Below are 21,727 nucleotides of genomic sequence, written 5' to 3' on the forward strand. Positions count from 1 at the left end.
CATGTGTTAGGCCTGCCGCCAGCGTTCAATCTGAGCCATGATCAAACTCTTCAATTTAAGTTTGATGCTCGTGAATTAAACTTCGTAATGAATTACGTATGTTCACTCAGAGACTTGGTATTCATTTATTGTCCGAAGACATTAAGAATCCATGTCACTTTGAGTGCCCACACAGATTGTCTGATAAATTGTTAAAGAGCAGTTGCGACGCGCTTTAGCGCTCTGTCGCGAGGTGGCGTATATTACGCTTTCCTCTTTCAGAGTCAACCCTGAATTTCAGGATTTTTCTCTTCAACCGAACCGGCTGTTTGTGTGAAGTGATTCACATCCGCCGTGTCGATGGAGGCGCATTATAGGGAGTTCTCGAGCGCCTGCAATAGAAAAATGGCAGAAAAATGACTGACTGCTGCATTCCCCAGCAAAACCCCGCTTTATACCCTTTTACACACAGAATTATCCACAGAATCGCGACGAAACGCCGGCAAAAGCCCGGTGGGTAAGCTTCTATATAAGGAAGAAACAGTGGCTGAAAGAGAAAGATAAAAATTCGCGAGCGTTGCGCAAACGTTTTCGTTACAATGCCGCGCAATGACACGGATGCCCGGTTGGGTGCGTTAGGTGAGTTTTTAGGCAAAAACTCACCTAACGCTCTCTGTAATGTTCAAATCCTGGGGATTTAATACCATGCAACAACGTCGTCCAGTCCGCCGCGCTCTGCTCAGTGTTTCTGACAAGGCCGGTATCGTCGAATTCGCGCAGGCGCTTTCCGCTCGTGGTGTCGAGCTGCTGTCTACCGGCGGCACCGCCCGCCTGCTGGCAGATAAAGGCCTGCCGGTTACCGAAGTCTCTGACTACACCGGTTTCCCGGAAATGATGGATGGACGCGTGAAGACCCTGCATCCGAAAGTACACGGCGGCATCCTCGGTCGTCGCGGTCAGGATGACGGCATCATGCAGCAGCACGGTATCGCGCCTATCGATATGGTTGTCGTTAACCTCTACCCATTTGCCCAGACCGTCGCTCGTGAAGGATGCTCGCTGGAAGACGCGGTGGAAAACATTGATATCGGCGGCCCGACCATGGTGCGCTCCGCCGCGAAGAACCATAAAGACGTCGCTATCGTAGTGAAGAGCAGCGACTACGACGCCATCATTAATGAGATGGACGCCAACGAAGGCTCCCTGACGCTGAACACCCGCTTCGACCTCGCGATTAAAGCCTTCGAACATACTGCCGCTTACGACAGCATGATCGCTAACTACTTCGGCAGCATGGTCCCGGCCTATCACGGTGAAAGCAAAGAAGCCGCTGGCCGCTTCCCGCGCACCCTGAATCTGAACTTCATTAAGAAGCAGGATATGCGCTACGGCGAAAACAGCCACCAGCAAGCTGCCTTCTATATAGAAGAGAATGTAAAAGAAGCCTCCGTAGCGACCGCCACTCAGCTGCAGGGCAAAGCGCTCTCCTATAACAACATTGCCGATACCGATGCGGCGCTGGAGTGCGTGAAAGAGTTCAATGAGCCAGCCTGCGTGATCGTTAAGCACGCTAACCCATGCGGCGTTGCCGTCAGCGACTCGATCCTCGATGCCTACGATCGCGCCTATAAAACTGACCCAACCTCCGCCTTCGGCGGCATCATCGCCTTTAACCGCGAGCTGGATGCGGAAACCGCGCAGGCGATCATCTCTCGCCAGTTCGTCGAAGTGATCATCGCACCGTCCGCCAGCGAAGAAGCGCTGAAGATCACCGCCGCGAAGCAGAACGTCCGCGTACTGACCTGCGGTCAGTGGAATGCTCGCGTTGCCGGCCTCGATTTCAAACGTGTCAATGGCGGCCTGCTGGTTCAGGACCGCGATCTCGGCATGGTCAACGCGGGCGAACTGCGCGTGGTCAGCAAACGTCAGCCAAGCGAGCAGGAACTGCGCGATGCACTGTTCTGCTGGAAAGTAGCGAAATTCGTCAAATCCAACGCCATCGTCTATGCCAAAGACAATATGACCATCGGGATAGGCGCCGGTCAGATGAGCCGCGTCTACTCAGCGAAAATTGCCGGGATTAAAGCTGGTGACGAAGGTCTGGAAGTGAAAGGTTCCGCCATGGCCTCTGACGCATTCTTCCCGTTCCGCGACGGCATTGATGCCGCAGCCGCAGTGGGCATCACCTGTGTGATCCAGCCGGGCGGCTCTATCCGCGACGACGAAGTGATTGCCGCCGCTGACGAACATGGTATCGCCATGATCTTCACCGACATGCGCCACTTCCGCCATTAATTCACGGAGCTACAGATGAAAGTATTAGTAATCGGCAACGGCGGGCGCGAACACGCGCTGGCCTGGAAAGCGGCCCAGTCGCCACTGGTTGATACCGTCTACGTCGCGCCGGGCAACGCAGGTACCGCGCTGGAGCCGTCGCTGCAAAACGTCGCCATCGGCGTTACCGATATTCCGGCGCTGCTTCGCTTTGCGCAGGATGAAAACATCGATCTGACCATCGTTGGCCCGGAAGCGCCGCTGGTCATTGGCGTGGTTGACGCATTCCGTGCCGCAGGGCTAACCATCTTCGGGCCAACCGAAGGCGCCGCGCAGCTGGAAGGCTCAAAAGCCTTCACCAAAGATTTCCTCGCTCGTCATCATATCCCGACGGCGGAATACCAGAACTTCACCGAGGTCGAGCCTGCGCTGGCTTATCTGCGCGAGAAAGGCGCGCCGATCGTCATCAAAGCTGACGGTCTGGCAGCGGGTAAAGGCGTTATCGTGGCGATGACCCTTGAGGAAGCTGAGGCGGCGGTCAAAGATATGCTGGCCGGCAACGCCTTTGGCGATGCAGGCCACCGCATCGTGATTGAAGAGTTCCTCGATGGCGAAGAGGCCAGCTTTATTGTCATGGTCGATGGCGAGCACGTCCTGCCGATGGCCACCAGCCAGGATCACAAGCGCGTCGGCAACGGCGATACCGGCCCCAACACCGGCGGTATGGGCGCTTACTCCCCGGCGCCGGTGGTCACTGATGAAGTCCATCAGCGCACCATGGAGCGGATTATCTGGCCAACGGTGAAAGGCATGGCCGCCGAAGGCAATACCTATACCGGTTTCCTGTATGCCGGTCTGATGATCGACAAGCAGGGTAACCCGAAGGTGATTGAGTTCAACTGCCGCTTTGGCGATCCGGAAACCCAGCCGATCATGCTGCGCATGAAATCCGACCTGGTAGCGCTGTGCCTCGCCGCCTGCGCCGGCAAGCTGGACGAGAAAACCTCTGAGTGGGATGACCGCGCGTCGCTGGGCGTGGTGGTTGCCGCCGGCGGCTATCCGGGCAATTACAACACGGGTGATGAGATCTTCGGCCTGCCGCAGCAGGAAGCCGCAGATGGTAAAGTCTTCCACGCCGGCACCAAACTGGCAGACGACCAGCGCGTCGTCACCAACGGCGGGCGCGTGCTGTGCGTGACCGCGCTGGGTGAAACCGTGGCGCAGGCGCAACAGCGCGCCTATCAACTGCTGACCGATATTCGCTGGGACGGCAGCTTTAGCCGTAACGATATCGGCTGGCGCGCCATCGAACGTGAAAAGGCTAACGGCTAAGTTTAGCCAGCAGCGTTTTCCGCGTAATGCCTAACTGACGGGCGGCTTCGGTTTTGTTGCCGCCCGTTTTCTCCAGTGCCGCCAGAATCACCTCTTTTTCAACTTCCACTAACGGCTGAATCAGCGCGTTCTCGCTATCACCAAACGGCAGCGGCGTGCCCGCTATCGCCAACGGCAGTTCTCGCTCGGAGATATAGTTTCCGGTCAGCAGCACCACCGCCCGCTCCACCGCATTTTCCAGCTCACGGATATTACCCGGCCAGGCGTAGTGGATCAGCAGATCCATCGCCTGCGGCGTAAACCCCTGCACCGTTTTGCGGTTACGTTCGGCATAACGCTTGAGAAAGTGTTGCGCCAGCAGAGGAATGTCTTCCCGTCGCTGACGCAGCGGCGGCATATCAATGGTCACGACATTCAGGCGGTAATAGAGATCCTGGCGAAAACGCCCGGCGCTCACCTCTTCCGCCAGATTGCGATGGGTGGCGGCAATCAGCCGCACATCAACGGCAAGCGTCTGGTTACTGCCAACGCGCTGCACCTCGCGTTCCTGAATCGCCCGTAGCAGACGCACCTGCATCAATGGTGAGATATCGCCAATTTCATCGAGGAACAGCGTGCCGCCATCCGCCTCGACAAAACGCCCTTCCCGCCGCCGATCCGCCCCGGTAAAAGCCCCTTTTTCATGGCCGAACAGCTCGGACTCCAGCAGCGATTCGTTCAGCGCCGCGCAGTTTAGCGTCACCAGCGGCTTCTCGCGGCGCTCGCTGCAGGCGTGGATGGCGCGCGCCACCAGTTCTTTACCCGTTCCCGATTCGCCGCAGATCAGCACCGTCGCATCTGAGGGCGCCACCAACGTAATATTGTTGATAAGCGCCTGCATCGCCGGGCTATCACCAATCATGCCCCACCGTGAATCCGTCGCAACGCTGGGATCGCTCTCGCTCTGTTGCGTGTGCGCCAGCGCCTGAACCAGCGTCTGCTGCAGAGTGTCAAAATCCAGCGGTTTGACCAGATAATCCAGCGCCCCGGACTTAATGGCCTCTACCGCCGTGCCAACGCTGGAAAACGCCGTCATGATCAGCACCGGTATCGCCGGGTTATAGGCCTTAATCTCTTTTAACGTCGCGATACCGTCCATCTCCGCCATACGGATATCGCACAGCACCAGGTCGAAGACCTGCTGATGGATCTGCTCCAGCGCCTGCAGGCCGTTGTGAGCTAATGCCACCTGATAGCCCCAGCCGCGTAGCAGCGCCTGCAGGATCGTGCAGTGGCTGATGTCATCATCAACGACCAGAATCTGTACCTTATCGCTGCTCATCTTCCCTCCGTTGAGCCACCACCGGTAGCCAAAGCGTAAATATCGCTCCAGCCCCCGGCTGACTTTCGGCGCGGATCGTCCCGCCATGTTGTTCGATAATATTCTGTACTACGGCCAGTCCCAGCCCGGTGCCGTCCGCCTTGGTAGTGAAATACGGCGTGAAGATGGCCTGCAGCTCTTCATCGCTCATCCCCTTACCGCTATCTGTGACAACAATCTTCACCCTCTGACGATCGGCTTCGCTTGCCGATACGCGAATGACGCCATCGCGGCCAATCGCCTGCATCGCGTTCAGGTACAGGTTCAACAGCACCTGGTTCAGGCGGTCAGCATCGGCGTTGATCGTGGTTAGCTCAGGGCGCGGAGTAAATTGCAGCGCGATCCCGCGACTCTGCGCATCCTGGCTTACCAGCTGCAATGAGTGCCGGATAAGCGCGTTGATATCCACCGGCTGGTAATTTAAATGCGCGGGTCGGACCAGCTCCAGCAGCTCGCTGACCACCCGGTTCAGGCGGTCGGCCTCTTTGGCCATCACCTGCGCTAGTTGCTGCGCTTCGCCGCCTGGGGGAGTTCGCTCGGCAAAATACTTCGCCAGCCCTTTAATCGAAGAGAGCGGATTGCGGATCTCATGCGCGACCCCCGCCGCCAGATGCCCAAGCGCCACCAGCTTTTCTTTGCGGGCCATCGCCTCCAGCAACTGCTTGCGTGAGCGACGATAGCGGTGGAACCAGAACTGAGCGAGGATCGTCGCCGCGATGACCAGCGCCGCAGCGCCCAGCATGATCATCATGTTACGCTGGCCGCGGGCCTGCGCCGCATCCAGCTCGCGGCTATCAAAGGCGAGAAAAATCACCTGCGGGACGGTGGTTTGAGCCAGCACGCTGTTGCCGCGATTCATCATCCCCATATGATGGCCGCGAGCAGGATTGAGCGGGCGAAACTGGCGATAGATCTCCAGCGCTGGCTGCGGCTCGCTAAGCCGGCGCCAGCGGGCCTGTTCGCTAACGTTGAGTTCGCGCATCTGCGCCGGACTGTACAGCGCGTTATCCACCTGCTGCGGATCGCTGTGGGCGATGATTTTACCGTCTTCATCGGTCACCGCGAACCACAGCACACCGGGCTGCCAGGCCATCTCTTCCAGCAGCGCCTGCAACTGCGCGTGATGCATACGCATCCCCATCCCGACCCGCGTGCCGGACTCCAGCGCCCGGATCAGCACGCTCCCCTTTTCTTCGATGGTTTGCCGGGCCGCAGCGGTTTCGCGGCCATAGTCACGGACGATCATCGTGGAAAACAGAATAACCAACAGCACAATTGTGCCGGTCAGCAGCCAGCTCAGGGCATCAGCGGCAACGTCCCGGGAGAAAGGTTTGATCTTCATCGGCGAGTCCTTGTCATCTCCTTTTCGCTTTCACCAGGATCCTTCAGCAGAAATCATGCCATTTTCCCACGCCGCCAATCCTGTTCTCAAACATATCGCCCGCGGTTTAGTGAGTAAAAATGACTCGCCTGACCCGCCAGGAACGGGTCATTTTTACTCACCTTCCCCATCGGCTCCTCCGGCAGGCCCGTACGGGCGGGCTTTTTCAGGCTGGCATGGAAGATGCAACAACAAGAGAAACCACACAGGAGATAATGCCATGAAACGGAACCGTACCTTACCTCTCTCCCTCATCACCCTTGCCGCACTGACCTTTGGCAGCAACGCGGCCTGGGCCAACCATCACTGGGGCAATAACAACGGGATGGGCAATCAGGGTTACAGTCAGCTGACCCAGGAGCAACAGGCCACCGCGCAGAAACTACATAACGATTACTATGCGCAAACCAGCGCCCTGCGCCAGCAGCTGCAGTCCAAACGCTATGAATACAACGCACTGCTCACGGCGCAAAAACCGGATAGCGGAAAGATTGAAGCCGTCGCTCAGGAGATGGAAGGCTTACGCCAGAAGCTGGATCAGCAGCGGGTGAAGTTTGATGTCGCCCTGGCTGAGGCAGGCGTTCCCCGCGGCGCAGGAATGGGATACAACGGCTGCCGCGGTAACGGCGGTGGTCATATGGGCATGAACCACTGGTAATCGTTAGAAGCTTTTTTCCGTCGGCTGCCAGGTGCAGAAGTTTTCATTGGCGACCAGCAGTAGTTGAGAGCCTTCAGACGCCTCCAGCCAGGCAATGCTCACCGCGGCGGAGGAATGACTCTGGCGACGTTCAATATGCGCCAGGGCCCGGCTATCGAGGTCAGGCTTAACCGTCTGACCTTCGCAGGTCAACACGGTATGCGCGGCAGCGTTCCAGCGCCCCTGACGCAGGACGACGCGTCCCTGCCGGAGAGCATCGCTGGTCTGGCGGATCTGCTCGGCGCGATAACGATACAGCGCGACCTGGTCGCTGGAGAGCTGTTGCTTCTGCCCGTCGACTTCCCGCTGCATAAAGCTGAGATCGCCCTGCGCGTCGAAGCGGGCGCGAATATGTTCCGGCGGCTTGCCGTAGACATTGAGTTCGATAAACGTCAATTGATCGCCCTGCCAGCGATATTCGCTGGTCGAGGTGTCCCCGTGACGCCACGGGCTGAAGGCGGCGAGAAGATGAACTTCATCGCCAGAATCTTTACGCCAGATGCGCATCGCCCCCTGATTATCCGCATAACCGCTGGCGGTAAACGGAGGAAGCGAGGCGTTATGGCTGCAGGCAGTCAGCAACAGGATGCCCGCCAGCGCCAGAGGTCGGCGCCAGACAGACAAAAGGGGCTTAATAGCCCCTTCGATAAAACTGTTCACTGCCACGCGGTCTTACTTAACTGCGTCTTTCAGTGCTTTGCCAGAAACAAATGCCGGCACGTTAGCTGCAGCGATTTTGATCTCTTTACCGGTCTGCGGGTTGCGGCCAGTACGCTCAGCGCGGTGGTTCACTTTGAAGGTACCGAAACCAACCAGTTGAACAGCATCACCTTCTTTCAGAGACTCAGTAATTGCAGCCAGGGTAGATTCCAGGGCAGCTTTAGCCTGTGCTTTGGACAGGTCAGCTTTGTCCGCAATTACATCAATCAGTTGAGTCTTGTTCATAAGTTATCCTTACAATGTGTTTATCGCTTGCTAAGCATCGAGTGCGACGGAAATGCCAAAAAAGCACCCTCCTGCATACACGCACCGATAGCCACTTTTTTTCGCCCTCCAAATGTAGACCAGACGGGGGGCGGAATGGAAGCCTTCAGACGCTACAATTCAGGCGGTAAATCACGTTTTCTGGTCTCACTGCTGAAAATTTATACCAATATTGCTCTCACCGGCCTCACGCAGGTCCGCGCGCAGACCTTTTATCAGCTCAAGGTCACGCTCTTCACAGTCGGCCAACAGGCGGAAAATTTCCCACTGGATATCCCATTCCTGCTCTACCGCCGGGTTCGCTTTGAGTTCTTCATCGGTCATTTCACGACCAGCCTGGGTCATTTCCAGCATCGCCACGCTGGTGATGGATGACTTGCTTACCTCAATCGCGTGTTCAAGTGTTTCACCACTCAGACGCGAATGGATCAGTTCACTCAACGCCACACAGGCGTCGATCGCCGGATAAACACCGTACAGGTCGAAATCATCTGCCGCCGGGATCGCCTCTTCCAGCTTCTCCAGCTGGCTGTCGAAATTCACCTTCGCATCTTTAACCGTCAGCGTTTCCCAGATCAGGTCCAGGATACGACGGTACAGCTGGCCGTCGCCGAACTCGGTTTGCTTGCAGAACATAGCGTAGTTAGGGTACATACGCTCGCACAGGCAAGCCATAAAGGTGACATGCTGCCAGCTTTCCAGCTTCTCCAGGCGCAGGTGAATCGGGTTTTGTAACATGATGAATTCTCGAAGTCAGAAATTAGGCGCAGTGTACCTGAATCAGCCGTGATTTGCTTGCCAACGCACGAACGACGGACGACGGGAAGCCACTGCATCGGCCCAGCGCGTCGGCTCGGGCAGACGATAGCCTCGCATACAGCGCTCGACCCACATTAAGGCGCTGTCCATCCCCACCCGATGGCCGGTGCTAATAAACAACGGGTTGCAGCGCACTTTGCTGCGCCAGACCCAGGCCAGTTGCTCATTTTTATCCATCAGCGGGGCCAGTGCGCCGGGCTCATCACCCATTTCGCCAATTTTTCCGCACAGCCGTTTTTTCGCCACGCCAATGGTCGGCACGTCAATCATCAGACCAAAATGGCTGGCGACGCCGAGCCGCCGGGGATGGGAGATGCCGTGGCCGTCAACGAAGAGCAGGTCAGGTTTCTGCGAAAGCTGCTCCCACGCCGCCAGCAGCGCAGGTGTTTCGCGAAACGAGAGAAAGCCGGGAATATACGGCATGGTGGTGGCGACGCGCGCCACCTGATACTCCACCAGCTCGAGCTCAGGCCAGGTCAGCAGCACCATTGCAGCTCGGGTCACTTCCCCTTCCTGCTCAAACCCGACATCCGCGCCGCCGATCAACGCCGGCGGGTCGCGATCCAGTCGATCCGCTCGCTCGACCGATGCGGCTAACTGTTGCTGTTGGGTACGTAGTGCGGCTAAGTCCATACGGCTTATCTCCTATTGGTGATAGGGTGCGGAAAGACGATGCACCGCTTCAACAAAGACGCCCGCATGCTGCGGGTCGACATCCTGATGGATGCCATGACCAAGGTTAAAGACATGGCCTTCGCCCTGGCCGAAGCCGGCGAGAATAGTCGCCACTTCCTCTTCAATACGCGGGGCGGGCGCATAAAGCATCGACGGGTCCATATTGCCCTGTAGCGCCACTTTGTGACCTACGCGACGGCGAGCGTCGGCGATATCGGTGGTCCAGTCGAGACCCAGCGCGTCACAGCCGGTCTCCGCCATCGCTTCCAGCCACTGGCCACCGCCTTTGGTGAACAGGGTCACCGGCACGCGGCGGCCTTCATTTTCCCGCAGCAGGCCATCGACAATTTTATGCATATAGTAGAGCGAGAACTGCTGGTAATCGCGACCGGTCAGCACCCCGCCCCAGGTGTCGAAAATCATCACCGACTGCGCGCCGGCTTTGATCTGCGCGTTGAGATACAGGGTGACGCTTTTCGCCAGCTTCTCCAGCAGCGCATGCAGCGCCTGCGGTTCGGCGTACATCATCTTTTTGATCACGGTGAACGCTTTGCTGCTGCCGCCTTCCACCATGTAGGTCGCCAGCGTCCACGGGCTACCCGAGAAGCCGATCAGCGGCACTTCGCCTTTCAGTTCGCGGCGAATGGTACGCACGGCGTTCATTACGTAGCCCAGTTCCTGCTCCGGATCCGGGATCGGCAGCTTGTCGACGTCGGCTTTGCTTTTTACCGGCGAGGTGAAGCGCGGGCCTTCGCCGGCTTCAAAGTACAGCCCCAGACCCATCGCGTCCGGGATCGTCAGGATGTCCGAAAAGAGGATCGCCGCATCCAGCGGGTAACGACGCAGCGGCTGGAGCGTCACTTCGCAGGCCAGCTCGGCATTTTTACACAGCGACATAAAGTCGCCCGCTTGCGCACGGGTGGCTTTGTACTCCGGTAAATAGCGGCCCGCCTGGCGCATCATCCACACCGGGGTGACATCAACCGGCTGACGCAGCAGCGCGCGCAGGTAACGATCGTTTTTCAGTTCGGTCATTTTTACATTCCTTTAGCGTTGATGCGCCCAGTGTAACATGTCACTCGAACTCTGCCCGACACATCGCCACCGTATCTTCGATCAGGCGTCGCGCTACCGTTCCCGGCGGTGGCAGGAGCGGCAGATTGTCAAAGCGGTACCAGTCCGCGGTCAGCAGTTCTTTTTTGTCGACCACGATATCGCCATCCGCGTAATCCGCCATAAAGGCGGTCATCAGCGACTGCGGGAACGGCCACGGCTGAGAGGTCACATAACGCAGGTTTTTCACCTTGATGCCGCTCTCCTCCATCACCTCTCGGGCGACGGCCTGCTCAAGGGTTTCACCCACTTCGACAAATCCGGCCAGCACGGTATGCACGCCGTTACGATGCCGGGTATGCTGCGCCAGCAGGATCGAATCGTCGCGACGGATAGCGACGATAATGCAAGGAGCAATTTGTGGGTAGTAGCGTTCACGGCAGTGGCTGCACAGCATTGCCCATTCGCTTTTGCTGGCATGCATCGGATGGCCACAGTAGCCGCAAAATTTATGCGATCGATAAAATTCGGCGAGCTGGATCCCTCGCCCCGCCAACTGGAAGAGCCCCGGATCCTGATCCAGCACCTGGCGTAACGATCCCATGTCATGACGGCGATCCTGACGCACCATCCAGACGGACTCGCCCTGCCACTCGCCAATATGCAGCGCATGCTGGCCGACAAGATCGAAATTAACCGCTTCGCCATGTGGTAATTCTCCACCAGGCAACCATAATTTTTGTTCGTGACTGACAACCCACCAGCCGCGATCTAATTTTTCAATAATACGATCCATATCTATTGCACTACCTTTGCTTCACTGGCATGTTGTTAACATTATATTTACATTTTGGTGAGCAGATTTAAAATCAAAACTTGCGGAGTCAATCATGCTAAACCAGCTGGAAAACCTGACGGAGCGCGTTGGCGGTAGTAATGAACTGGTCGATCGCTGGCTACAAGTGCGTAAGCATCTGCTCGTGGCTTACTACAATCTGGTTGGCCTGAAACCGGGCAAAGAATCATTTATGCGGCTTAACGAAAGAGCGCTGGATGACTTTTGCCAAAGTCTGGTGGATTACCTCTCATCTGGTCATTTTAGTATTTATGAACGCATTATTGGCGAAATGGAAGGCGATACCCCACTTTTAGCCGCCACCCGGCTTTATCCACAGCTGGAAGCCAATACCCAGCAGATGATGGACTACTACGATACCTGCCTCGAAAACGCTATCGATCACGATAACTACCTTGAATTTCAGCAGGCGCTGTCGGATATCGGCGAGTCGCTGGAAGCACGTTTTGCGCTGGAAGATAAACTGATCGCCCTTGCCGTCGCGCATAACCTGAGCAATGACGTGCACGATAATATTGCGCCGACTGCTTGAGTTGTGCGCAATTAACGAGTAGTTTACCTCCATTCCCCCTCTCCGGAGGGGATGTCATCTTGTCGGAGTGCCTATTTTCCATGCGCAGGCTAACGTGGAAAAGGCTGAGACCGTTAATTCGGGATCCGCGGAACCTGATCAGGCTAATACCTGCGAAGGGAACAAGAGTAAACTGCTGGTCGCACCTTTCCGTTATGGACTGGTCGCATCTGTTACTCCATCCGTCGTCTGACAAGCCATCTCCTTGTTTAACTGGAATGCGCTATGTCTACTACCAAACTCACCCGTCGGGAACAACGCGAGCACGCACAGCGATTCATTGATACGCTGGCAGGTACCGCTTTTCCCAATTCACACCGCATCTACATTCACGGCTCACAAGCGGATATCCGCGTCCCGATGCGTGAAATTAAGCTCAGCCCGACCCTCGTCGGCGGCGATAACGACCATCCCCAGTACGAAGCCAATGAGCCGATTCCGGTGTATGACACCTCCGGGCCTTATGGCGACCCGGATATTGACATTGATGTCCGCCAGGGGCTGGCAAAGCTGCGCCAGCCATGGATCGACGCGCGTAACGACTGCGCTCCGCTCAGCGAACGTAGCTCGGCTTACACTAAAGCGCGGCTGGCCGACGACGGCCTCGATGAGCTGCGCTTCAGCGGCCTGCTGACGCCCAAACGCGCCGTCTCTGGCAAATGCGTGACGCAACTGCACTACGCCCGCCAGGGGATCGTCACCCCGGAGATGGAGTTCATCGCCATTCGCGAAAACATGGGTCGCGAACGTATCCGCAGCGAGGTTCTGCGCCAGCAGCATGCCGGGGAAGGCTTCGGTGCCCGCCTGCCGGAAAACATTACCCCCGAGTTCGTCCGCGATGAAGTTGCCGCCGGGCGCGCCATCATCCCGGCCAACATCAACCACCCGGAATCTGAGCCCATGATTATCGGCCGCAATTTCCTGGTGAAAGTGAATGCCAATATCGGCAACTCGGCGGTGACCTCTTCCATCGAAGAGGAGGTGGAAAAACTGGTCTGGTCAACCCGCTGGGGCGCCGACACGGTGATGGACCTCTCCACCGGCCGCTATATCCACGAAACCCGCGAGTGGATCCTGCGCAACAGCCCGGTGCCGATTGGTACCGTCCCGATTTACCAGGCGCTGGAGAAGGTCAACGGTATTGCCGAGAACCTCACCTGGGAAGCCTTCCGCGATACCCTGCTGGAACAGGCCGAACAGGGCGTCGACTACTTCACGATTCACGCTGGCGTGTTGCTGCGCTACGTGCCAATGACCGCGAAGCGCCTGACCGGTATCGTGTCGCGCGGTGGTTCAATCATGGCCAAATGGTGCTTGTCGCACCATCAGGAAAATTTCCTCTACCAGCACTTCCGCGAAATCTGCGAAATCTGCGCCTCCTATGACGTTTCGCTGTCCCTCGGCGATGGCCTGCGCCCCGGCTCGATCCAGGATGCCAACGACGAGGCGCAGTTTTCCGAGCTGCGCACCCTCGGCGAACTGACGAAAATCGCCTGGGAGTATGACGTGCAGGTGATGATCGAAGGCCCCGGCCACGTGCCGATGCAGATGATCCGCCGCAATATGACTGAAGAGCTGGAGCACTGCCATGAAGCGCCGTTCTATACCTTAGGGCCGCTCACCACCGACATCGCGCCAGGCTACGACCATTTCACCTCCGGCATTGGTGCGGCGATGATCGGCTGGTTCGGCTGCGCCATGCTGTGCTACGTCACGCCAAAAGAACATCTCGGCCTGCCCAACAAAGAGGATGTGAAGCAGGGGCTGATTACCTACAAAATTGCCGCCCACGCCGCTGACCTCGCGAAAGGCCACCCGGGCGCGCAGATCCGCGATAACGCGATGTCAAAAGCACGTTTCGAATTCCGCTGGGAAGACCAGTTCAACCTCGCGCTCGATCCCTTCACCGCGCGGGCCTATCACGATGAAACCCTGCCGCAGGAGTCCGGCAAAGTCGCCCACTTCTGTTCCATGTGCGGGCCGAAATTCTGCTCAATGAAGATCACCCAGGAAGTCCGCGACTACGCCGCCAGGCAGGCCATCGACGCCGGAATGGCCGATATGTCGAATAACTTCCGCGCCCGTGGCGGCGAAATCTACCTCAAACAGGAGGAAGCCTGATGTATCAACCTGATTTTCCACCCGTCCCATTTCGTCTCGGACTCTACCCGGTGGTTGACAGCGTGGCGTGGATTGAGCGCCTGCTGGAGGCGGGAGTGCGTACTATTCAGCTGCGCATCAAAGACCAACGCGACAGCGACGTTGAAGATGACGTCATCGCCGCCATCGCCCTTGGCCGTCGGTATCACGCCCGGTTGTTCATTAATGATTACTGGCAGCTGGCGATTAAGCACCAGGCCTACGGTGTACACCTGGGGCAAGAAGATCTGGAAACCACCGATCTGAGCGCCATCCGCAAAGCCGGGCTGCGCCTTGGTGTTTCCACCCATGACGATATGGAGATTGACGTCGCGCTGGCGGCTCGACCTTCCTACATCGCACTGGGTCACGTCTTCCCGACACAAACCAAACAGATGCCTTCCGCGCCGCAGGGCCTCAAGCAACTTGCCGGGCATATTCAGCGGCTGGCGGATTACCCCACCGTCGCGATCGGCGGGATTAGCCTTGATAAAGCACCGGGCGTGCTGGCGACTGGCGTCGGCAGCATCGCGGTGGTCAGCGCCATTACCCAGGCGGCGAACTGGCGGGCAGCGACCGACCAGCTGCTGGCGCTGGCGGGAGCAGGCGATGAATGATCACGACTTTATGCGCTATAGCCGCCAGCTGCTGCTGGAGGATATTGCCATCGAGGGTCAGCAGAAACTGTTAGCCAGCCGGGTGCTGATTATCGGCCTTGGCGGGCTGGGCTCCCCGGCGGCGCTCTATCTTGCCGGAGCGGGCGTCGGGACGCTGACCCTGGCCGATGACGACGCGGTGCATCTCAGCAACCTACAGCGGCAGATCCTGTTCACCAGCGAGGATATCGACCGGCCAAAAGCCGCGGCGGCAAAGACCCGGCTCAGTCAGCTAAACCCGCAGATCAAACTGGTTGCGCTCCAGCAACGTCTGAGCGGCGAGGCGCTGCGCGCTGAGGTGGCGAAAGCGGACGTGGTGCTGGACTGCACCGATAACATGGTGACCCGCCAGGCAATCAACGCCGCCTGTGTCGCCCTCGACACCCCGTTAGTGACCGCCAGCGCCGTCGGCTTCGGCGGTCAGTTGATGGTATTGACGCCCCCCTGGACGCAGGGCTGCTATCGCTGCCTGTGGCCGGATAGCGACGAACCGCAACGTAACTGCCGCACCGCGGGGATCGTCGGCCCGGTCGTCGGCATGATGGGCACGCTGCAGGCGCTGGAGGCGATTAAGCTGCTCAGCGGAATGACGACGCCACGTAATACCCTGCGGCTGTTCGACGCCCGCACCAGCAACTGGCGCAACCTGGCGCTACAGCGCTCCCGGAGCTGTCCAGTGTGCGGAGGGCGACATGCAGATTTGGTTTAACGACGAGCCGCTGGCATGTGCCGACAATCTCAGCGTCAGCGCCCTGCTGACCCAGCTCGAACAGCTGCAGCCGGGCGTTGCGCTGGCGCTCAATCAACACATCCTGCCGCGCGAGCGGTGGGAAGATCATCTCTTGCAGGAAGGCGATCGGATCCTGCTTTTTCAGGTTATCGCTGGAGGCTGACATGTTACGTATTGCAGACAAAACGTTTGAATCCCATCTTTTTACCGGTACCGGCAAATTCGCCGCCCCGGAGGTGATGGTTGAGGCGATTCGCGCCTCGGGCAGCCAGCTGGTGACCCTGGCGATGAAGCGCGTCGATTTACGCCAGCACAATGACGCTATCCTCGCCCCGCTGCTGGCGGCGGGGGTCAGCCTGCTGCCGAATACCTCAGGCGCCAAGACGGCGGAAGAGGCGGTGTTTGCCGCCCGCCTGGCGCGGGAAGCCCTGGGTACCCACTGGCTGAAGCTGGAGATCCACCCGGATGCCCGCTGGCTGCTGCCCGACCCGATTGAAACCCTGAAGGCGGCGGAGCTGCTGGTCCGCGAAGGGTTCGTCGTCCTGCCCTACTGCGGCGCCGATCCGGTGCTGTGTAAACGGCTGGAAGAGGCTGGCTGTGCTGCGGTGATGCCGCTGGGCGCGCCGATCGGCTCCAATCAGGGACTGGAAACTAAAGCCATGCTGGAGATTATTATCGAGCAGGCCACCGTACCGGTGGTGGTCGATGCCGGAATTGGCGTGCCGAGCCATGCGGCGCAAGCACTGGAGATGGGCGCGGATGCGGTGCTGGTCAATACCGCCATTGCCGTCGCCGACGACCCCGTGGCCATGGCCCGCGCCTTCCGTATGGCAGTCGATGCCGGATTACTGGCGCGTCAGGCCGGACCGGGGGCACGCAGTACGCAGGCGCAAGCCACCAGCCCGCTGACCGGATTCCTGGAGGCGCTGGCATGAAAACCTTCAGCGATCGCTGGCGGCAGCTGGAGTGGGACGACATCCGCCTGCGCATCAACAGCAAAACCGCCGCCGACGTCGAACGGGCGCTGGCGGCCAAACCGCTCACCCGTGACGACATGATGGCCCTGCTTTCACCGGCGGCGGCCAACTATCTTGAACCCCTCGCCCAGCGCGCGCAGCGGCTCACTCGCCAGCGCTTCGGCAATACCGTCAGCTTCTACGTGCCACTGTATCTCTCCAACCTGTGCGCCAACGACTGCACCTACTGCGGCTTCTCAATGAGCAATCGCATTAAGCGCAAGACGCTGGATGCCGCCGAGATTGCCCGCGAGTGCGCCGCGATCCGCGACCTGGGCTTTGAGCATCTGCTGCTGGTCACCGGCGAACATCAGGGCAAGGTGGGGATGGATTATTTCCGCCAGCACCTACCGGCTATCCGCAGCCAGTTTTCCTCGCTGCATATGGAGGTGCAGCCGCTGGCGACTGAAGAGTATGCCGAGCTGAAAACGCTGGGGCTCGACGGGGTAATGGTCTATCAGGAGACCTACCATGAAAGCATGTATGCCCAGCACCATCTGAAAGGGAAAAAGCAGGATTTCTTCTGGCGGCTGGATACGCCGGATCGCTTAGGCGAGGCGGGGATCGACAAGATCGGCCTCGGCGCGTTGATTGGCCTTTCCGACAGCTGGCGGGTGGACTGCTTTATGGTCGCCGAGCATCTGCTGTGGCTGCAGCAGCGCTACTGGCGCAGCCGCTACTCGGTCTCCTTCCCGCGCCTGCGTCCCTGTGCCGGCGGTATTGAACCAGCTTCGCTGATGGATGAGCGCCAACTGGTGCAGACCATTTGCGCCTTCCGCCTGCTGGCGCCGGAGGTTGAACTGTCGCTTTCAACCCGTGAATCACCCTGGTTCCGCGACCGGGTGATCCCGCTGGCAATTAACAACGTCAGCGCCTTCTCTAAAACGCAGCCGGGCGGCTACGCCGACGATCATCCGGAGCTCGAGCAATTTGCCCCACATGACGATCGCCGCCCTGAAGAGGTTGCCAGCGCGCTAGCCGCCCGTGGCCTGCAGCCGGTATGGAAAGACTGGGACAGCTGGCTGGGACGCGCCTCGCAATCATCATGAAGTATGCTGCAAGCCGCTGATTATTTTGCGTGCCTGCACGAGAGATGAAAAACGGGGAGTCGCCCGATTGCCGCCGTTTTTCTATTCTGCCCGGGTCAGCAGCGGACGCTGACCAGGGCGAACGTTTTCTTCCTCATTTTCGCCCTGCCTCTCCGCGCTGCGCGAGGGCCAGTTCATTATCGACGAATATAAATCACGATAGATGAAGGCCTCAGAGTTATAATTGAGCAATAGTTAACTGATTCGATCGGCAGGCTCGCTGACACAAGCTGCGTTCGGACCCTTGGTTTATACATCCGGGACGATTAACGATTCATGGCGCTACACAACAGAAAGCTCTCTTTTACGACACCAATCGTCGTGGGGTTTGCCGGCATTTTGCTCAGTTTTATGCTGATTGCTACTTTCGTCACCCTGGCACAGCGGAAAGATTTTCTCGAAGATTATCACGATATTAACCGCAACTTTACCCACAACCTGGCCATCAACTACACGGAAACGCTGCTACGGGAAAATGATTTTATCCTCGGACGGGCGGCCACCTTCTTCGCCCGTAATGACGCACTCAATCACGCGGTGAATGTTGATCCGGAGAAAGGGTTAACCACGCTAATGCAGTTACAGAACATGATGCCAAGCGTCTCATCCATCTCGCTGGCGGATACCGCGGGCCACTATCTGCGTGCTCCGGAGATGCTGCAAAATGAAGACAGTAAAGCCTTCGATCCGAAAACGCGCCCCTGGTTTATCAAACAGGCGGAAGCCAGCACCTTCAGCCACTACACCAGCCCGTATATGGATTATTTCACCCACCATCCGACGATTACCATTTTCAAACCCATCATTACTCCGGAGGGTAGACTCAAAGGCAGCCTGGCTTTTCATCTTGATCTCACCTCCATGGGGTTCGCACTACGGCAGATGGTCGCCCCCGTACAGGGGGAATTTTTTGTGGTGCAGCGGGATGGCAACGTTGTCCTGCACTCCGACCCGGGCGCGCTGTTTAAACCCTTCGTCAGCGGCGAACTGATGGATAAAATGACCAGCGGAGAGGGACAGCTTTACGATACCAGGAGCGATACCTGGTATTACTACTACTCCTTTACCAATCCCGACTGGTTCGTGATTTACCGTGTCGATAACGCCACCCTTATCAATCTGACGCGCCATGAGACGAACTTAGTGATCGGCGGTTTCGCACTCGCGGCGATCATCATCATTTTGTTCGGCCTTTATCTGCGTCATGCCTCCCGTACCGTACTGATGAATATCATCAATGCGATTAAAACGGGTGACGTCAAACGTGCTCCGCGCCTTGAGGCAATGCTGAGTAAAGCCATTGAAACCAACAAGCAACGCGAACTGACCTACGTCCGCCAGGCCACCATCGACGCCCTCACTGGCTGCAAAAACCGCCGCGCCTTCGACAGCGATATCGCCGCGCTGATGAACGATCACCAACCTTTCGCCCTCGCTCTGGTCGATATAGATAACTTCAAATCGATCAACGACACCTGGGGACACCTCAACGGCGATATCGTCCTGCGCAACGTCGCCCGCGAGGGGCTGCAGGTCCTCCAGCCGCTGGAGATTTCCCTTTATCGCTACGGCGGTGAAGAGTTCGCGGTGGTCTTTCCTGCCGAACATATCGATAACGCCCGAACACTACTGGAAACATGGCGAGTCAACGTCGAGCGGCGTACCTGGCGCGAAGATGGCTTGACGGTCACCTTTAGCGCCGGACTGGGGGAATGGAACATGGAGCCGCTGGATAAACTGGTGGTGAGCGTCGATGAGGCGCTTTACAAAGCCAAGCAACAAGGTAAAAACCGCATCCTGCGCGCGTAAGACAACAGGACACGGCCGCCCACTTCGGTGGGCTTTTTTATTTTTACCGGCAAAAATGAAACCGGTTTCAATTTTTGTGTGATGACTTACACACAATCATGGTAAAGCGGTTGTCGCATCGCCAGGGCCGCGATAAAGATAAGACATCACGGAACACAAGGGCCACTGACTATGAAGAATATCGTTTTGTGCTGTGCCGCCGGTATGTCCACCAGCATGCTGGTTCAGCGTATGCAAGATGCCGCGCAGAAGAAAGGTGTTGAGGTTTCTATCAAGGCCGTCCCGGTCGCCGAGTTTAAAGATAACCTGGCCGCCGCCGACATTATTTTGCTCGGCCCGCAGGTGAAATATGAGCAGGCTAAACTGCAGGCGCTGGCCGATCCCTTCGGCAAGAAAGTCGCGGTGATCGATATGATGGACTACGGCATGATGAAAGGTGATGCCGTTCTGGATAAAGCCCTTAAGATGCTGGAGTAATCGATGGAAGATTTAGAAACGATCATCATGGAGCTGTTGGTCAATGCCGGTTCCGCACGTAGCGCGGCGCTCACTGCTCTCCAGTTAGCACGGAAAGGTGACTTTGCGGCAGCCGAGCAGGCCATGGCCGAGTCCCATGAGTTCGTCAAACATGCGCATAAAATCCAGACCCAGCTCATCGGCCTGGATGAAGGTACCGGTAAGCTGCCGGTCAACCTGATCACCGTTCACTCTCAGGACCACCTGATGAACGCCATGGTCATTCAGGATCTGGCGACCGATATGATTGAACTCTATCGTCGTCTGCCGCTCGCGCAGTAACCTCGCGGATTTAACGGGCGCCGCTGCCGGCGCCCGTCCCCTCTCAAAGAAAACCGTACATTGCGGCAAATACCCAGCCAAACACGCAGGAGACACCGACACCGATGAGCCCGGGCAGGATAAAGCTGTGGTTAATGACAAAGCGGCCGATATGCGTCGTGCCTGAACGGTCGAACTGGATAGCCGCCAGATCGCTTGGGTAGGTCGGCAGAATATAGTAGCCGTAGCAGGCCGGCGCAGAAGCCACGATATAGGCCGGGTCGACGCCGATGGCCAGGGCTACCGGCACAATCGCCGCCAGCGCTGCCGCCTGGGAGTTAACAAACTTAGATACCAGTAACAGCACGATGGCGTAGGCCCACGGGTACTCCTTCACCATCTCTCCGAGCACACCTTTAATCTCGGTCATATGCGCGCCGAACATAGTTTCCGCCATCCACGCGATGCCGTATACCGCGACGATAGCGATCATTCCCGAACGGAAAACCTCATTTTTAGAAATCGACGCCGGGTTAGTTTTGGTAATGATGATAATAAGCGCCCCGGAGAGCAGCATGAACATCTGGATCACCAGCACCATCGACAGCGGCTTACCGTCGAAGGCCGGGCGTAGTTCGGAAAACGCGCCGAGCAGGGCCACCACGGCGATGGAAGCAAGGAAGATCCACATCGCAATCCAGTTGCTGGTCGGCAGCTTTTTATCCAGCAGCGTCGCTGTATCGCCATAGACGTAATGGCGATTTTCCGGTACCGCAATAAACGCCTGGAAGGCTTCGTCTTTATCCAGATCTTTGCCACGGAACCAACTGAAGATACCGATCGCCAGGATCCCCAACAGCGTGGACGGAATGGTTATCGCCAGCAGGTCGAGAAATTCCAGGTGTTTACCGTTAAAGGTAAAATTCCCCAGCATCGCCACCAGCGAAACCACTGCTACCGAGACCGGGCTGGCGATGATCCCCATCTGGGCGCCTATGGAGCTGGCCGCCATCGGACGCTCCGGACGAATGTTATTCTTAATGGCGACATCGTAGATAATCGGCAGGATCGTGTACACCACGTGTCCGGTACCACAGAGTATGGTCAGCGTGCAGGTGACGAAAGGCGCGACGATCGAGACATATTTCGGGTTGCGCCGCAGCAGCTTCTCGGCAATCTGTAACATGACATCCAGCCCACCCGACGCCTGTAGCGTCGCCGAAGCGGCCACAACGGCAATGATGACTAACATCACATCAACCGGCGGTTTACCCGGCTGGAGATGGAACACAAAAACGAGGATAACCAAACCGATGCCGCCCAACAGGCCCAGCGCAATACCGCCTTTTCTGGCACCATAAAACAGACAAATTAAGATAATAATGAGTTGTATCGCAAATTCCATGCAGCCCCCAGAGCCTGTCCACTCAGACCAAAAGAAATGACCAACACCTGCCTGCCGGTATTATTTCTGCGTCTTATCGGGAGAAGCATGAGATGCGGCGATCCCTCTCCAGAGCAGTAGCTCCGA

Annotated in this window: 22 protein-coding genes and 1 riboswitch; of the genes, 13 read left to right on the top strand and 9 right to left on the bottom strand. The window is 57.7% G+C overall.

Translation table 11 applies throughout. The annotated features are described in order from the left end of the window. The first annotated feature begins 684 nt into the window (after positions 1 to 684). Both purH and purD read left to right on the top strand, forming a co-directional pair. Positions 685 to 2,274, top strand: coding sequence for a bifunctional phosphoribosylaminoimidazolecarboxamide formyltransferase/IMP cyclohydrolase (purH, locus tag CWM57_RS26275; RefSeq protein ID WP_074387382.1), 1,590 nt, complete (start codon positions 685 to 687; stop codon positions 2,272 to 2,274). 15 nt (positions 2,275 to 2,289) lie between these two features. Next, positions 2,290 to 3,585, top strand: a complete 1,296-nt coding sequence (purD, locus tag CWM57_RS26280) for a phosphoribosylamine--glycine ligase (protein ID WP_060876755.1) — start codon at positions 2,290 to 2,292, stop codon at positions 3,583 to 3,585. On the opposite strand, the gene zraR is transcribed toward purD, so the two are convergent. Both zraR and zraS read right to left on the bottom strand, forming a co-directional pair. Continuing rightward, entirely contained in the window at positions 3,575 to 4,906 is a 1,332-nt protein-coding gene (zraR, locus tag CWM57_RS26285; RefSeq protein WP_074387383.1) for a sigma-54-dependent response regulator transcription factor ZraR, read from the bottom strand. The genes purD and zraR overlap by 11 nt on opposite strands. After that, a complete protein-coding gene (gene zraS, locus CWM57_RS26290) occupies positions 4,893 to 6,287 on the bottom strand; it encodes a two-component system sensor histidine kinase ZraS (RefSeq protein ID WP_074387384.1) in 1,395 nt (464 codons plus the stop codon). The genes zraR and zraS overlap by 14 nt, the downstream gene beginning before the upstream one ends. A gap of 259 nt (positions 6,288 to 6,546) precedes the next feature. Here zraS and zraP point away from each other — a divergent pair, with 259 nt between their 5' ends. Beyond that, positions 6,547 to 6,984, top strand: coding sequence for a zinc resistance sensor/chaperone ZraP (gene zraP / locus CWM57_RS26295; protein ID WP_074387385.1), 438 nt, complete (start codon positions 6,547 to 6,549; stop codon positions 6,982 to 6,984). 3 nt (positions 6,985 to 6,987) lie between these two features. Here the strand turns inward: zraP and CWM57_RS26300 are convergent, their stop codons facing one another. The 6 genes from CWM57_RS26300 to nudC form a co-directional block, all read right to left on the bottom strand. Then, positions 6,988 to 7,683 carry a DUF1481 domain-containing protein gene (locus CWM57_RS26300; RefSeq protein ID WP_060876757.1) on the bottom strand — a complete coding sequence of 232 codons (696 nt, stop codon included), beginning with the start codon at positions 7,681 to 7,683 and terminating at the stop codon, positions 6,988 to 6,990. 12 nt (positions 7,684 to 7,695) lie between these two features. Then, positions 7,696 to 7,968, bottom strand: a complete 273-nt coding sequence (hupA, locus tag CWM57_RS26305) for a nucleoid-associated protein HU-alpha (RefSeq protein ID WP_002884342.1) — start codon at positions 7,966 to 7,968, stop codon at positions 7,696 to 7,698. 186 nt (positions 7,969 to 8,154) lie between these two features. Beyond that, a complete protein-coding gene (locus CWM57_RS26310; protein ID WP_060876751.1) occupies positions 8,155 to 8,745 on the bottom strand; it encodes a YjaG family protein in 591 nt (196 codons plus the stop codon). A gap of 42 nt (positions 8,746 to 8,787) precedes the next feature. Continuing rightward, positions 8,788 to 9,459 carry a deoxyribonuclease V gene (gene nfi / locus CWM57_RS26315; protein WP_074387386.1) on the bottom strand — a complete coding sequence of 224 codons (672 nt, stop codon included), beginning with the start codon at positions 9,457 to 9,459 and terminating at the stop codon, positions 8,788 to 8,790. A gap of 12 nt (positions 9,460 to 9,471) precedes the next feature. After that, positions 9,472 to 10,536 (bottom strand): uroporphyrinogen decarboxylase, encoded by a 1,065-nt coding sequence (gene hemE / locus CWM57_RS26320; RefSeq protein WP_074387387.1) that lies wholly within the window; start codon positions 10,534 to 10,536, stop codon positions 9,472 to 9,474. A gap of 40 nt (positions 10,537 to 10,576) precedes the next feature. Then, on the bottom strand, positions 10,577 to 11,350 hold the full coding sequence (nudC, locus tag CWM57_RS26325) for an NAD(+) diphosphatase (protein ID WP_074387388.1): 774 nt from the start codon (positions 11,348 to 11,350) through the stop codon (positions 10,577 to 10,579). A 94-nt stretch (positions 11,351 to 11,444) separates the two neighbouring features. On the opposite strand from nudC, the gene CWM57_RS26330 reads away from it, so the two are divergent. From CWM57_RS26330 to CWM57_RS26375, 10 genes are all read left to right on the top strand, one after another. After that, positions 11,445 to 11,942, top strand: coding sequence for an Rsd/AlgQ family anti-sigma factor (locus tag CWM57_RS26330; protein ID WP_061156151.1), 498 nt, complete (start codon positions 11,445 to 11,447; stop codon positions 11,940 to 11,942). 53 nt (positions 11,943 to 11,995) lie between these two features. After that, a riboswitch (TPP riboswitch) is annotated at positions 11,996 to 12,120 on the top strand. Between the two features lie 86 nt (positions 12,121 to 12,206). Beyond that, positions 12,207 to 14,102 (top strand): phosphomethylpyrimidine synthase ThiC, encoded by a 1,896-nt coding sequence (gene thiC, locus CWM57_RS26335; RefSeq protein WP_100676584.1) that lies wholly within the window; start codon positions 12,207 to 12,209, stop codon positions 14,100 to 14,102. Continuing rightward, positions 14,102 to 14,737, top strand: a complete 636-nt coding sequence (gene thiE, locus CWM57_RS26340) for a thiamine phosphate synthase (RefSeq protein ID WP_074387390.1) — start codon at positions 14,102 to 14,104, stop codon at positions 14,735 to 14,737. The genes thiC and thiE overlap by 1 nt, the downstream gene beginning before the upstream one ends. Beyond that, entirely contained in the window at positions 14,730 to 15,485 is a 756-nt protein-coding gene (gene thiF, locus CWM57_RS26345) for a thiazole biosynthesis adenylyltransferase ThiF (protein WP_074387391.1), read from the top strand. The genes thiE and thiF overlap by 8 nt, the downstream gene beginning before the upstream one ends. Then, a complete protein-coding gene (gene thiS / locus CWM57_RS26350; RefSeq protein ID WP_060876744.1) occupies positions 15,469 to 15,669 on the top strand; it encodes a sulfur carrier protein ThiS in 201 nt (66 codons plus the stop codon). Before thiF ends, thiS begins: the two co-directional genes overlap by 17 nt. 1 nt (position 15,670) lies before the next feature. Further along, complete coding sequence (gene thiG / locus CWM57_RS26355) at positions 15,671 to 16,441, top strand: thiazole synthase (protein ID WP_074387392.1); 771 nt, start codon at positions 15,671 to 15,673, stop codon at positions 16,439 to 16,441. Beyond that, the gene (thiH, locus tag CWM57_RS26360; RefSeq protein WP_074387393.1) at positions 16,438 to 17,571 is read left to right on the top strand and encodes a 2-iminoacetate synthase ThiH; all 1,134 of its coding nucleotides are present in this window, start codon (positions 16,438 to 16,440) and stop codon (positions 17,569 to 17,571) included. The genes thiG and thiH overlap by 4 nt, the downstream gene beginning before the upstream one ends. Before the next feature lie 315 nt (positions 17,572 to 17,886). Continuing rightward, the gene (locus tag CWM57_RS26365) at positions 17,887 to 19,419 is read left to right on the top strand and encodes a sensor domain-containing diguanylate cyclase (protein ID WP_165784264.1); all 1,533 of its coding nucleotides are present in this window, start codon (positions 17,887 to 17,889) and stop codon (positions 19,417 to 19,419) included. Between the two features lie 171 nt (positions 19,420 to 19,590). Beyond that, positions 19,591 to 19,896: a PTS sugar transporter subunit IIB gene (locus CWM57_RS26370; protein ID WP_002884150.1), complete on the top strand. Its 306-nt coding sequence runs from the start codon at positions 19,591 to 19,593 to the stop codon at positions 19,894 to 19,896. A 3-nt stretch (positions 19,897 to 19,899) separates the two neighbouring features. After that, on the top strand, positions 19,900 to 20,217 hold the full coding sequence (locus CWM57_RS26375; RefSeq protein ID WP_008808002.1) for a PTS lactose/cellobiose transporter subunit IIA: 318 nt from the start codon (positions 19,900 to 19,902) through the stop codon (positions 20,215 to 20,217). 43 nt (positions 20,218 to 20,260) lie between these two features. On the opposite strand, the gene dcuB is transcribed toward CWM57_RS26375, so the two are convergent. Beyond that, positions 20,261 to 21,601 (bottom strand): anaerobic C4-dicarboxylate transporter DcuB, encoded by a 1,341-nt coding sequence (dcuB, locus tag CWM57_RS26380; protein ID WP_008808003.1) that lies wholly within the window; start codon positions 21,599 to 21,601, stop codon positions 20,261 to 20,263. Between the last annotated feature and the right edge of the window lie 126 nt (positions 21,602 to 21,727).

Origin of the sequence: Klebsiella sp. G-Nf4, assembly GCF_002810615.1 — a bacterium.
GTDB lineage: Bacteria > Pseudomonadota > Gammaproteobacteria > Enterobacterales > Enterobacteriaceae > Klebsiella > Klebsiella variicola.